Raw genomic sequence first — 13104 nt, 5'->3', positions numbered from 1 at the left:
TCCGGGTCCTGCTCGCATTCCCTTTCCTCACACCCCCAAGTGAGCAATTTGAGTTCGTTCTCTCAGTCGAAAGTAGTTCCCGCGGGCACCAGAGAGAACGGGTAATCGGTACTCGTTTTTCAGATTAGGTAGTACTTGGTTTTGGTGACGAGTACTCACATTCGGCCCGTGCCGCACGTGACAGCAGGCCGGCGGACCGTATGCTCGGGAGCGTTCGACCGCACAGTCCTGACGCGTTGAAAGGCACCCCCAGTCCTAGGTGGCCCAGCTCGCCAACCTGAAGTCGGAGCTGGAAGCCGGCTAAGCCCCGCGTAGCCGCGGCCTTCACGTCAGCGGCCGGAACCACCTCCCGAACAGTCCTTGACTCGCCGTGCTGTCAACGCTAACAATTGCTTTCTATAACGTTGTACAAAACTAGAAACGAGGAAGTTTTCGTGGGCACATCAGAGTCAGCCGCAGCCAAGGTCACCATCGACCCGTCCTTCACCGTGGGACCGGTCCGCCGCCGCACCTTCGGCGCGTTCGTGGAGCACCTGGGCCGCTGCGTCTACACCGGGATCTTTGAGCCGGAGCACCTCAAAGCGGACGAGGACGGTTTCCGGAAGGACGTCTTGGAGCTGACCCGCGAGCTGGGCGTCTCCACCGTCCGGTATCCGGGCGGCAACTTCGTCTCCGGCTACCGGTGGGAAGACGGCGTGGGCCCGGTGGAGCAGCGCCCCGCGCGCCTGGACCTCGCGTGGCACTCCACTGACCCCAACCTCGTGGGTGTGGACGAGTTCGCCAAGTGGTCCGCCAAGGCCGGCGTCGAAACCATGATGGCCGTCAACCTGGGCACCCGCGGCACGCAGGAAGCGCTGGACCTGCTGGAATACTGCAATATCGACGGCGGCACCGCCTTCTCGGACCAGCGCAAGGCCAACGGCGCCGAGACTGGATATGGGATCAGGATGTGGTGCCTGGGCAACGAGATGGACGGCCCGTGGCAGATTGGCCACAAGAACGCCCTCGAATACGGCCGGCTTGCCGCTGACACTGCCCGCGGCATGCGGATGATCGATCCGGACCTTGAACTGGTGGCCTGCGGCAGCTCCGGACCTACCATGCCCACGTTCGGCGAGTGGGAGCGCGTGGTCCTGACCGAGACCTACGACGTGGTGGACCTGGTCTCGGCGCACCAGTACTTCGAGGACTTCGGTGACCTGCAGGAACACCTCGCCGCCGGACACAAAATGGACTCCTTCATCCGCGACATCGTCGCCCACATCGACCACGTGAAGTCGGTGAAGAAATCCGACAAGCAGGTCAACATCTCTTTCGACGAGTGGAACGTCTGGCACATGAGCCGCGGCGAGTCCAAGTCACCGACTGGCCAGGACTGGCCAGTGGCCCCCGTCCTGCTCGAGGACATCTACACGGTGGCGGACGCCGTCGTCGTCGGGGACCTGCTGATCACGCTGCTGCGCAACACAGACCGTGTGCACTCCGCGAGCCTCGCGCAGCTGGTCAACGTCATCGCACCCATCATGACCGAACCGGGCGGCCGCGCCTGGAAGCAGACCACGTTCCACCCGTTCGCGCTGACGTCCCGCCACGCTGCCGGCACGGTGCTGCAGCTCGCCGTCGAATCCCCGCTGGTCAGCGGCGGCAAGACGCCTGGCTTTACGGCACTGTCCGCGGTGGCAACGCTCGACGCCGACAAGGGCGAGGCCGTGGTCTTCGCCGTGAACCGCTCGGCGACTGACGCGCTGACGCTGGACGCCGCCGTCGCCGGGCTGGGCAACGTCAAGGTCATCGAAGCGGTCACCTACGCCAACAAGGATCCGTACTGGCAGGCAACCGCTGATGACTCGACGTCCGTCCTGCCGGCGCAGAACGTCAGCGTCAAGGCCGACGGCGGCCGGCTCACCGCGGAACTGCCTGCGGTGTCCTGGTCCATGATCCGCCTGGCACTGGAGTCTTAGGCCGGACGCAAACTCCGGGCCATCACACTCCGGGCCATGACTCAGGCGGCCGGTTGGTGGAAAGATAAGGGCCATGGAACTGCACATCACCGGTGACCCGGCTGCCGACAAACTCCTCAGCGATGACGCGTTCGCGCTCCTGACCGGCATGCTGCTGGACCAGCAGGTGACCATGGAATCCGCCTTTGCGGGCCCGGAAAAAATCCGGGCCCGCATCGGGTCGATCGCGCCGTCCGCCGTTGCCGCCTACGAACCGCAGGCCTTCGTGGAGGTGTTCAAGGAACGGCCGGCAGTGCACCGGTTCCCTGGCTCCATGGCAGGGCGTGTCCAGGCACTGGCTGAGACGGTCCAGCACGACTGGGACGGCGACGCGACGCTGATCTGGACCAAGGGGGACCCCGACGGCAAGGAAGTGCTGCGCCGCCTGCAGGAGCTGCCGGGCTTCGGGGAACAGAAGGCAAAAATCTTCCTGGCACTCCTCGGCAAGCAGCGCGGACTGGAGGCGCCGGGCTGGCGTGAGGCCGCCGGCCATTACGGCGAGCAGGATTCGTTCCTTTCCGTTGCGGACATCGTGAGCCCGGAGTCCCTCGTCAAGGTCCGTGCCTCGAAGCAGGCGGCCAAGGCTGCCGCCAAGGCCGCGAAAGGCTGAGCCGGAGGGTCCGGCCACGGGCCTTTTACGACGGCGGGTTGTTCCGGTTGCGGCATTATCTGCAACGATGTACGGAAACAGATTCGCAAGGAGAATGAAGCACCGATGGCAGTCACCATGAACGACGTTGCGCGCGCCGCGGGTGTATCCCTGAAAACGGTCTCGAATGTGCTCAACGATTATGAGTTCATCCGGCCCGCCACCAAGCAGCGCGTCCACGATGCCATCGCGGAACTGGGCTATGAAGCGAACCTGACCGCGCGGAGCCTGCGCTCCGGGAAAACGCGCATGCTGGGCCTGGTCCTGTCCGATCTGTCCGCGCCGTACTACGCGGAACTGGCGTCCCGGCTGATGACCGTCGCCTCCCGGCGCGGTTACCGCGTGCTGGTGGAGCAGTCCGGCGCCGTCGCCGACACAGAGCTCACCGCCCTCCAGGGCCCGTTCCGGCAGCTGACCGACGGCCTGCTGTTCACGCCCATCGCCATGGAGGCCGACGCCGTCGCCTCCCGCCGCGGAACCAAGCCTGTGGTCCTGCTCGGGGAGCACATTGTGGATCCCCGGTTCGACCTGGTCACCATGAAAAACGAGGAAGCCGCCACCGCGGTCACCGCCCACCTGCTGGCGGGAGGCCGCCGCCGGATCGCCGTGGTGGGTGCCTATCCGGAGGAGTCTGCGGGCACAGCCGGGTTGCGGCTCAATGGCTACCGGAAAGCCCTCGACGACGCCGGAATCGCCTTCGACCCTGCCCTTGTGGCGCCCGGTGAATGGCGGCGCGACTCCGGGGCCGCCGCCGTCGCGGGCCTGCTGGACAGCGGCGTTCCGTTCGATGCCGTGTTCGGGCTGAACGATGCCCTGGCCCTGGGTGCGATGCATGAACTGCTGGTCCGTGGCGTGAAGGTCCCCCATGATGTAGCCGTCGCGGGCTTTGACGACATCGACGAGGCACGGTTCGCGTCCCCGTCACTGACCACCGTGTCGCCGGGCATGGACGAGATTGCCGAGCGGTCCATCGGGCTGCTGATCGACCGGATCGAAGGGCTGGAGGCGGCGGAAGACGGTGTGCATGTCGAAGCCGGCTTTGTGCTGAAGATACGGGAATCGGCTCCCTGACCTCGACCGCTAAGGGGCGCGCGTCCCCTTAGACTTTCGACTGGGCCTGCGGTTGACCCAGCCGTTCTTTCGGAGTGTGCGCTTGCCGCACCGTGCCCCTCAGCGGATCAACGATGATTCGCCGAGCCCATGCAGCATCTGAATCGAGGTTCCCCGTGCAACGCAACCTTCCCGTCGTCGCCGTACAGGCTCCGCCGCAGCTCATCGGAGCGCCCCTTGAAGCTTTCGCCGATGAGGCCGCCAGGGCGCTGGAAAGCCACCCCGGTGCGAAGCTGCTCGTGTTTCCCGAGCTTCACCTTTTCGGTGACGGCTCTCCCGACCGCCACCGGACCGAGGCCCTGCGCGCCGCCGCAGAGCCACTCGACGGACCCCGTGTGGAGGCGCTCGCGGACCTCGCACGCAGCCTGGGCGTCTGGCTCGTCCCGGGAAGCCTGTGTGAAACCGGTCCGCGCGGTGAACTGTTCAACACCCAGGTCGTCCTGTCGCCTGCGGGCGAACTCGCCGGAAGCTACCGGAAGATCTTTCCCTGGCGCCCGCACGAGCCGTACGAACCCGGTGACCGGTTCGTCGTCGTCGACCTCGGCGGGGCGGGGCGGGTGGGACTCAACATCTGCTACGACGCCTGGTTCCCGGAAGCCACCCGCCAGCTCGCCTGGATGGGCGCCGACGTCATCCTCAACGTCGTCAAAACGACGACGCCGGACCGCCCCCTCGAGTTGGTGCTTGCCCGGGCAAACGCCATCGTCAACCAGGTCTTCGTCGTGAGCGTGAACTGCGGCGGGCCAACCGGGGAGGGCCGCAGCATCATCGTGGACCCTGAGGGCGCCGTCATCGCCGAGGCGCCCGATGCGTCCCCGACCCTCCTGGCTGCAGACCTGGACCTCGGTGCGGTCGACCGGGTCCGGGCCGAGGGTACAGCCGGAGTGACGCGGATGTGGTCGCAGTTCCAACCCGGCGAGCCGGATATCCAGTTGCCTGTCTACGGCGGACGCATCAGCCCAGCTACCTGGCAGCCGGCCCCGCGTCCCTGAAATCGCATTGGTGTGCCTCTTGTCACAGGTGCCTCGAATCATTACTGTATACGTATGCACCTCACTTATGCAGATAAATCGCGCCTCTCCGGCGCCGTGACCGTTGTCCGAGAACCGAACCGTCCAGATGTGGCTGCGCAGTCCGACCCAAAGGTCATCTCCACCGTCTCCGCCATGCTCTCCACCATCGAGGCCAAGGGCATCGAAGCCGTGCGCGACTATGCCGAGCGGCTCGATGGCTGGAAGGGCGGCACGGCGTTTGAGATTACGCCCGCCGACGCCGACAGGCTCACCGCGGACCTCCCCGCCGACCTGCGCGAAGCGCTGGACGCCGGCGCCGAACGCACCCAGCGCTTCGCCCATATGCAGCGTGCGCGCCTGACAGACTTCGAGGACGAAGTTATCCCCGGCGTCGTCTGCGGCCAGAAATACGTCCCGGTGGGCACCGTGGGCGCCTACCTGCCGGCTGGCAGGTTCCCCCTGCTCGCCAGTGCCTTCATGACTGTTGGCGTTGCACGGGCCGCAGGCGTGCCGAACATCGTCTCCTGCACTCCGCCCTCCAACAACGGCCAGGTCCACCCGGCCGTCCTCTACTCGGCGCGCGTCTCCGGGGCTGAACGCATCTTTGCCCTGGGCGGTGTGCAGGCCCTGGCGGCGATGGCCTTCGGCCTCCTCGACGCCAGCCCGGCGGATATGATCGTCGGCGCCGGCAACGCCTACGTGGCCGAGGCCAAGCGCCAGCTGTATGGGACGGTAGGGATTGACGTCCTTGCCGGCCCCTCGGAAGTCGCCGTTATCGCTGATGACACCGCCAGCGCGGCCATGGTTGCCGCGGACCTGCTGGCACAGGCTGAGCATGGGCCCACGTCTCCAGCGTGCCTGGTAACGACGTCGCACCGCCTCGCGGCCGAGGTTGAGGTCGAGATCGAGCGCCAGCTCCGGGGGCTCGCCACCGGCGAGATCGCGGGCGCCGCCTGGCGCGACTGGGGCTCGATTTATGTCGCAGACTCCGCGCGGACCGCCGTCGAAATCATGGACACCCTGGCCCCCGAGCACCTTGAGATCTTGACGGAGGACCCTGACTACTACCTCGACAACCTCCGGAACTACGGGTCGCTGTTCCTTGGCGAGTGGTCCACCGTTGCCTACGCCGACAAGGGCATGTCGGGCACCAACCACGTCTTGCCCACGGGCCGTGGCGCCCGGTACACCGAGGGCCTTTCGGTGGCCCGGTTCCTCAAGCAGCTCACCTACCAGCGGGCCACGCGGGAGGCCACCATGGCGCAGGCCGGGCCGGTGGTAACCATCGCCGACTTCGAGCAGATGCCGGCCCACCGTGACAGCGCACAGCTTCGCCTCGACCTTATCCGCGCCCAGGACGCGAGCGGCCTCGTGGCAGCACCGTAGCCGTACATACGTATAAATAACCGGGTGGGTCAAGGTTGCCCCACTCCCGCCAGCACAGCACCAAGGAGAGGAAACATCATGCGATTCCACAAACACCTCCGGACGGGCGCCGCGGCGCTCGCCGTCGTGGCCAGCCTCGCCAGCGTCACGGCCTGCGGTGCCGGTTCGCGGACCGGCGAGCAGGCCGCAACAGCCGTTGAGTGCGACTACACAATGCCCGCCGCCGACACCACCGTGAACGTCCTTGCCTACAATTCGTCGGCGATCGATCCGTTCACCAACACGATGGTCAAGAGCTGCACACGCGAAAAAGTCACGCTCAAGCACGACCCCATCGACTTCGGCGGCCAGGTCACCAAAACGACCGCGACCCTCGCGGGCGATAGCGGGAGCTACGACATCATTGAGACCTACGGCTTCGTCGTCCCCGGATTCGCTTCCAAGGGCGACATTGAACCGCTTGACGACTATGTGGCCAAGTACGCCGACAAGTACAAGCTCAACGCCCTGAGCAAAGAGATGCGCTCGTCGATGTCCTACGACGGCAAGCTGTACGGGCTCCCCATGCAGGCGCAGATGTACGTGATGGCCTACCGGAAGGACGTCTTCGACGCTGCAGGGCTCAAGCCGCCCACCACGTTCGCGGAGATGATTGACGCCGCGAAGGCCATCCAGGCCAAGGGGGAGATCAAGTTTCCGATCGCCCTGCCCTGGAACGCGACCGCAGACATCTCAACGAACTACCAGGCCGCGATGAACTCCAACGGGAAGGACTTCCTGGATTCGTCCGGCAAGCCGCAGTTCACGTCCGGCGAATCGCGGAAGGCACTCGAGGCGATGAAGTCACTCCTGCCCTACATGGATCCCCAGGTGACCACGTTTGACCAGCCGAAGGTCCAGCAGCAGATGTTCAACGGCACCGCGGCAATGGCCATCATGTTCTCGGGGCGCATGAACGACCTCACGCTCCCGGCCAACACGAAGCTGGCTGACAAGTTCGCCTTCGCGGCCCCGCCCGCCCTGGAAAAGAGCTCCCCGCACCTCTACAGCCGCCTCTCCGTGGATGGCTGGTCCATCCCGAAGAACACCAAGCTGGACAAGGACCTGCTCTTCCAGATGATGGCTGCCTCGGTCAGTGAGGACGCCTCGAAGGCGTCCGTGCCGGCTGCCTACCCCGCCCGTGAAGGCATGGTCAGCGAGGACAGTTCCAAGTACGCGGCGGCTGCCAACGCAACCATCGTCAAAACCATGCCGGCACCGGGCAGCCCGTCCGGGGCTCCGGTCACCAACGCCATCCGGCCTGTCCTGGTCCAGGTCATCACCGGCCAGCTGGACATCGACGCGGGCATGCAGCAAATGCAGAGCCTCGCGGAAAAAGCAATAGCGGGCAGTTGACGGCGTGCCATGGCCGGCGGGGTGGTGAAAGCAGCCCGCCGGCCATGGCCGACCACCGCTGACATACTCGACACAATCGAGAGGAAATGAGCGATGCGAAAACGCGAGTTCTCGCTACTGATAGGCCCCAGCCTGCTCGTAATGCTGGGCCTCCTGGTAATCCCGTTGGTCCGCACCATTCAATGGAGCTTCCAAAAAGTCGAATACGGCTCTCCGGGTGACTTCATCGGACTGTCCAACTACACCCAGGCCCTGACCGACGCACGCTTCGGGCGTGCGGTGCTCTTCACCATGCTGCTGACGGTCATCGTGACCGCAACCATCCTCGTCCTGGGATACCTGATCGCCACCGGGATGAACGGCCTGGGAAAGCTCCGCCCCTACATCCTGGGTGCCATGCTGGTGGCCTACGTCCTGCCGAACATCGTGGGCGCTGTCTCGTTCTCGTGGCTCTTCGACCAGAACTTCGGTGGTGCCGTGAACTACGTTATCCAGGCGATCACCGGCCAGAACATCCTGTGGTTCACGGAAACGTGGCCGAACCGGATCATGGTCATGGCACACACCGTCTGGCACCTGCTGCCGTTCTCCATGCTGATGATTCTTGCCGGCCTGCAGGGCGTGCCGAAGGAGTTGCGCGAGGCAGCCACCATCGACGGCGCATCACCGGGCAAGACGCACATTTACGTCATCATCCCCACTATCCGGGGCATCCTGGGCTTCGTCTGCCTGATCACGATCATGGATGTGCTTAGGACCTTCGATAACCTGATTCCGCTCTCCCCGCAGGCGGATGCCATCGGCAACGAGTCAATCATGCTCTACGTCTTTGACACGGCGTTCCGCGACGGGTCGGCGCAACTTGGCCTCGGCAGCGCGATCAATGTGCTCTCCATCCTCCTCATCCTGATTTGCCTGTTCCCGTTCATCCGGGGACTCCTCAAGGAAGCGAAAGCCAAAGCATGATCGCTGAAACCGTCAAGGCCCCTATCGGTAAGGTCATCAACGCGGCTCCTACGGCACGACGGCGGCGGCCCGTTGCGGGCCGCATCTCCGCCATCCTGCTCATCCTGACAGCCGTGGTCATGTTGGCGCCGTTCATTTGGACCGCACTGTCGGTCACCAAGCCGACGGACGTCGCCTTCGCCAACCCTCCCGTCCTCACCGGCTACACGCCAACGCTGCAGGCCTTCGCGGACCTGTGGGAAACGACGTATTTCGCGCAGTACCTCATCAACACGATCGTGGTGGCAGTGCTGTCAACCATCGTGGCACTCGTCCTGGGCATTCCGGCGGCCTATGCCCTCTCCCGTTTCCCGGGGTACGTTTCGGCGATCCTGCTGCTGCTGGCCCTGGTCTTCCGGTCGCTTCCGCGTTTCTCCGTGGTCCTGCCTATGTATGAGATCAGCAAGTCCCTCGGAATCTATGACACAACCTTCGCCTTGGCGGCCGCGCTCGTCGCCATCAACCAGCCATTCAGTATCTGGCTCCTCCGCAACTTCTTCGCGGAGATTCCGAAGGAACTGGATGAGGCGGCCATGATCGATGGCTGCACCCGCCTGGGCACGCTGCGCCGGGTCATGATCCCGCTGATGAAGCCGGGCATCCTCACCGCCGGCATCTTCGTTTTCCTCTTCGCGTTCCAGGAGTACCTGACGGCTCTTGTCCTCACTGATACGTCGTCCAAGACCGTGCCCGTCTTCATCACCACCCAGCTGGGGCAGACCCTGCCCATGCTCCAACAGGCCGGGGCGGCGGCGATGCTGCTCACGCTGCCGGTCATCGCCATCTCCTTCGTCGCCCAGAAATACCTGGTGGCCGGCTTGAGTGACGGTTCGGTCAAGGGCTGAGCGGTCCCCTGGAAAACATGCGTTCACCCACCGGAAGTGCGCCGGCACCCCCGGCGGGCTTCCGCGTTCCCCTCGTCCTGCTCGCCGGCATGAACTGCACCGCAGATTTGTGGTCCGGCTGCGGGCTCGAGGATTCCATCACGCCGACCCTGGATGAACCCACCGTGGACGGCCAGGTCACGGCCCTCCTCGACACCCTGCCGGGGAGTTTCGCCCTCGCCGGCCTGTCCCTTGGCGCGATCGTGGCCATGGCACTGTGCCGCCAGGCGCCGGAACGGGTAACTAGCCTGTGCCTGATGTCGACCAACGCCAAGGCACCTACTGACGCGCAGCGGCAGGGCTGGCTGGACTGGCGTGACCGCCTGGCTGCCGGGGAGACGGCCAGGGACCTCCAGAACGACATCCTTGGCGCGCTCCTGTCCGGTCCGGCACTTGACCGGGACCCGCGACTCGGGGAGCGCGTCCTCCGCATGGGCGACGAAACCGGCTCCGCCCGGTTGGATGCCCAGCTGCGAATGCAGGCCACCAGGGGCGACGAATTGGCTGCGCTCCCGAAGCTGCGGATGCCCGTGCTCGTCGTTTCGGGCACGGCCGACGCGATCTGCCCGCCGCAATTCCACGAGGACATCGCCGCGGCGGCACCAGGGGCGCGGCTGGCCTCCGTCAACGCCGGCCATCTTTCACCCATGGAACGCCCGGAAGAGGTGGGCCGGCTTCTTAGGTCCTGGCTGAACGCCTAGCACCGGCACAAAAAACCGGCCACCCCGCCTCGCTGTTCAGTCGAGGCGCGGTGGCCGGTTCTTTTGCCGGCCTGGTCAGGCTGGTGGGAACGGGCGGGGCTTCAAAAGAGCGGCAAACTGTGCCATGAGCGCCTGCGTGAGGTTGTACGCCACCAGTTGGGCGCAATCGGCATAAGCGGCCGCAGCAGCCTCCGCGTCGCCCACAAGATCCAGCCTCAGCGACCCGGCCGAGGCGATCGCTGCGTTGACCCTCGACCGCGATTCCGGTACCGACAGGTCTCCGGGGCCGCTGGACGCGGCCAGGTCGGCCGCTCCGAGCATCAGCCCGTCGAGTCCGTCGACGGCCACGATCTTGTCCACCTCCGCTACGGCCAGGGGCGACTCGATCATGCCGATGACCAGGGTCTCGTTGGCCAGCCGGGCCTTGTGGTCCGGGCCGCTGACGGCTCCGTAGGACCCCGCGCGGCCGTAGGTCGCGAAGCCCCGTCGCCCGCGCGGAGGATAGTGCGCAGCCGCGACGACCTCCTGCGCCTGCTCGAGGCTGTCAAGGTGCGGCACCACCACTCCCGCGGCGCCGCTGTCCAGCGCACGCAGGATCAGGGCGTCCTCGCCCTCCCCGACGCGCACCAGGACATCGGCGCCGTGCATTGCCGCCGCAGCGATGTGCTGGCGAAGGGCCGCGACGTCTGCCGGTCCGTGCTCACAGTCGATCAGGATGAAGTCGAACCCGGCCACGGCGAGCATCTCCACCAGTTCCTCCGACGGCATCCTTAGCAGGACGCCGCAGACCCGCTCGCCGGCGAGGATCCGCGTCCGCAGGGCAATCCGCTGTGTCCTCATGCGACCATCCCCGCAGAGAGATCAACGTCGGCGCCGCAGAGGCCGGGCATGCCGAGCATCGCGACCACCGCCGCTCCAACCTCCGCTTCGGTCACCATCCGGCCCAGGGCGGCGCGGGAGACGAAAACGTCCTGGGCCTGCTCGTAGGTCTTGCCGGTCCGTTCAGCCTCGAGGCGGAAGTTGCGGTCCATCCGTGGGCCGTCCACCGGCCCCGGCGAGAGGGTGTTGACGTTGACGCCGGCCGGCCCCACTTCGAAGGCCAGGGTCGAGCTGAGCCCGATCACAGCCATCTTGGAGGCACAGTAGGGTGTCCGGCGAATGAGGGGCCGCTTCCCGGACACCGAGGCGAGATTAATGATGTCCCCGCTGCCGCGGCTGACCATGGCAGGCAGGAAGGCCCGGCACATCAGGAAGGTGCCGCGGACGTTAACGTTGAATACCTCGTCCCATTCATCAGGCGTGATGTCTGTCAGCGGGGCTACCGGTCCGGCGATCCCGGCATTGTTGACGAGGATCGAAACATCCGTCCCGCGCAGGCTCTTTTCGAGCTGGTCAACCGATGAGGGATCGGCCACATCCACAACGCGCCAGCTTGCGCCGTCCCCGAGAGCTGCCGCGACTTCCTTGAGGGGCTCCGGACGGCGGCCTGCGACCACAACGTCGGCACCGACGTCGTGAAGGGCCCGCGCGATGGCCGCACCGAGCCCGGTGCCGCCGCCCGTAACGAGCGCCGTGCGGCCGGTGAGGGCTGTCATCGGGTTGCGCCTGCGGAGGTGGTGCCCGCCAGGGCACGGTCGATCCATTCGAACCGCTCGCCGCCATGGCGCCAGGCACGCACGTCTCCTGAACGGGCGTGCCCCTCGAAGAGTTCAACGCGTGCCGCCCGGCCCAACACCCGGCCCAGCTCGGCCGAGGATTCGGCGTTCTCAATGGTCTGGTACGTCACGGTCTTGAGGTACTTCCCCACCCACAGGCCGCCCGTGTACCGCGCCGCTCCAAGCGTGGGGAGGACGTGGTTGGTCCCGATGACCTTGTCGCCGTAGGAAACACACGTGTTCTCACCGAGGAAGAGCGCACCGAAATTGTGCATCCTGGTCAGCGCCAGGGACGGGTCGGCGGTGAACACCTGAACGTGCTCGGCCGCGAACTGGTCGGCTACGCTGAACGCCTCGTCAAGGTCGTCGACAACAATGACCTGGCCCCAGTTACGCCAGGCCGGCTCGGCGAAGTCCTTCGTCGGCATGTCGGGCAGGATGCGTTCGATGTGCTCGAGCGCCTCACGGGCTACCTTTTCGGAGGTGGTCACAAGGATCGCGGGGGAGTCCGGTCCGTGTTCGGCCTGGGAGAGGAGGTCGACGGCGACAACGAACGGGTCGGCGTCGGCGTCCGCGACGATGAGGATCTCGGTAGGCCCGGCGAAGAGGTCGATGCCGATCTCACCGAACAGCTGCCGTTTGGCCTCGGCGACGTAGGCGTTGCCGGGTCCGGCGATCATGTCCACCCTGTTGATGGTTTCAGTGCCGAGCGCCATGGCCGCGACAGCCTGCACGCCGCCCAGCAGGTAGATCTCGTCGGCGCCGGCGAGCTTCATGGCGGCGATGGTCGCGGCGGGAACCTCGCCGCGGATCGGCGGGGTACAGGCCACAACACGGGGGACGCCGGCAACCTTGGCGGTGATGATCGTCATGTGTGCCGACGCCGTGAGGGGGTATTTGCCGCCGGGGATGTACGCGCCGGCTGCCTGCACCGGAATATGCCGGTGGCCGAGGAAAACGCCCGGCAGGGTTTCGATCTCGACGTCCTGCATCGAGTCCCGCTGCGCCTGCGCAAACGTGCGGACCTGGCTCTGGACGAAGACGATGTCGTCGATGACCTGCTGGTCCAGGGTTCCCATGATCTCTTCGATTTGGCTGTCCGAGAGCCGGAATGACTCCAGTGTCTGCTTGTCAAAGAGTTCGGCGTACTTGCGGACGGCTGCGTCGCCGTCGGCCCGGATTTCGGCGATGATCTGGCCGACGCGCTCGGCGACGTCTGCCTGGCTTGTGTCAGCGAAGGACTTGGACGGTGCTTGCTTCAGGTACTTGACCACAATTACTCCTCGTTGTTGCATACGTATGTCTA

Annotated in this window: 12 protein-coding genes; 9 read left to right on the top strand and 3 right to left on the bottom strand. The window is 65.7% G+C overall.

From position 1 onward, the window contains the following. Positions 1 to 434: 434 nt before the first annotated feature. From ABV518_RS07700 to ABV518_RS07660, 9 genes are all read left to right on the top strand, one after another. Positions 435 to 1961: an alpha-N-arabinofuranosidase gene (locus ABV518_RS07700; RefSeq protein WP_367766295.1), complete on the top strand. Its 1527-nt coding sequence runs from the start codon at positions 435 to 437 to the stop codon at positions 1959 to 1961. A gap of 73 nt (positions 1962 to 2034) precedes the next feature. Next, positions 2035 to 2610: an HhH-GPD-type base excision DNA repair protein gene (locus tag ABV518_RS07695; protein ID WP_367766294.1), complete on the top strand. Its 576-nt coding sequence runs from the start codon at positions 2035 to 2037 to the stop codon at positions 2608 to 2610. Between the two features lie 105 nt (positions 2611 to 2715). Continuing rightward, positions 2716 to 3720, top strand: a complete 1005-nt coding sequence (locus ABV518_RS07690; protein ID WP_367766293.1) for a LacI family DNA-binding transcriptional regulator — start codon at positions 2716 to 2718, stop codon at positions 3718 to 3720. 155 nt (positions 3721 to 3875) lie between these two features. Beyond that, on the top strand, positions 3876 to 4751 hold the full coding sequence (locus ABV518_RS07685; protein WP_367766292.1) for a carbon-nitrogen hydrolase family protein: 876 nt from the start codon (positions 3876 to 3878) through the stop codon (positions 4749 to 4751). Positions 4752 to 4880: 129 nt separating this feature from the next. Beyond that, positions 4881 to 6158: a histidinol dehydrogenase gene (gene hisD, locus ABV518_RS07680; protein WP_367766291.1), complete on the top strand. Its 1278-nt coding sequence runs from the start codon at positions 4881 to 4883 to the stop codon at positions 6156 to 6158. A gap of 78 nt (positions 6159 to 6236) precedes the next feature. Next, positions 6237 to 7553 (top strand): ABC transporter substrate-binding protein, encoded by a 1317-nt coding sequence (locus ABV518_RS07675; RefSeq protein ID WP_367766290.1) that lies wholly within the window; start codon positions 6237 to 6239, stop codon positions 7551 to 7553. Positions 7554 to 7646: 93 nt separating this feature from the next. Next, positions 7647 to 8519: a carbohydrate ABC transporter permease gene (locus ABV518_RS07670; protein WP_367766288.1), complete on the top strand. Its 873-nt coding sequence runs from the start codon at positions 7647 to 7649 to the stop codon at positions 8517 to 8519. Then, on the top strand, positions 8516 to 9403 hold the full coding sequence (locus tag ABV518_RS07665) for a carbohydrate ABC transporter permease (protein WP_367766287.1): 888 nt from the start codon (positions 8516 to 8518) through the stop codon (positions 9401 to 9403). The genes ABV518_RS07670 and ABV518_RS07665 overlap by 4 nt, the downstream gene beginning before the upstream one ends. Positions 9404 to 9420: 17 nt before the next feature. Further along, positions 9421 to 10143 (top strand): alpha/beta fold hydrolase, encoded by a 723-nt coding sequence (locus ABV518_RS07660; RefSeq protein WP_367766286.1) that lies wholly within the window; start codon positions 9421 to 9423, stop codon positions 10141 to 10143. 75 nt (positions 10144 to 10218) lie between these two features. On the opposite strand, the gene ABV518_RS07655 is transcribed toward ABV518_RS07660, so the two are convergent. Genes ABV518_RS07655 through hisD (ABV518_RS07645) form a run of 3 tightly spaced genes read right to left on the bottom strand, consistent with a single transcriptional unit; the run spans position 10219 to position 13072 of the window. Continuing rightward, a complete protein-coding gene (locus ABV518_RS07655; protein WP_367766285.1) occupies positions 10219 to 10983 on the bottom strand; it encodes an HpcH/HpaI aldolase/citrate lyase family protein in 765 nt (254 codons plus the stop codon). After that, a complete protein-coding gene (locus ABV518_RS07650; RefSeq protein ID WP_367766284.1) occupies positions 10980 to 11738 on the bottom strand; it encodes an SDR family NAD(P)-dependent oxidoreductase in 759 nt (252 codons plus the stop codon). The genes ABV518_RS07655 and ABV518_RS07650 overlap by 4 nt, the downstream gene beginning before the upstream one ends. Next, positions 11735 to 13072, bottom strand: coding sequence for a histidinol dehydrogenase (hisD, locus tag ABV518_RS07645; RefSeq protein WP_367766283.1), 1338 nt, complete (start codon positions 13070 to 13072; stop codon positions 11735 to 11737). The genes ABV518_RS07650 and hisD (ABV518_RS07645) overlap by 4 nt, the downstream gene beginning before the upstream one ends. Positions 13073 to 13104 lie beyond the last annotated feature (32 nt).

The sequence above is a fragment of the Arthrobacter sp. HS15c genome (assembly GCF_040812005.1).
GTDB lineage: Bacteria > Actinomycetota > Actinomycetes > Actinomycetales > Micrococcaceae > Arthrobacter.
This window is presented reverse-complemented; position numbering and strand designations above follow the sequence as displayed.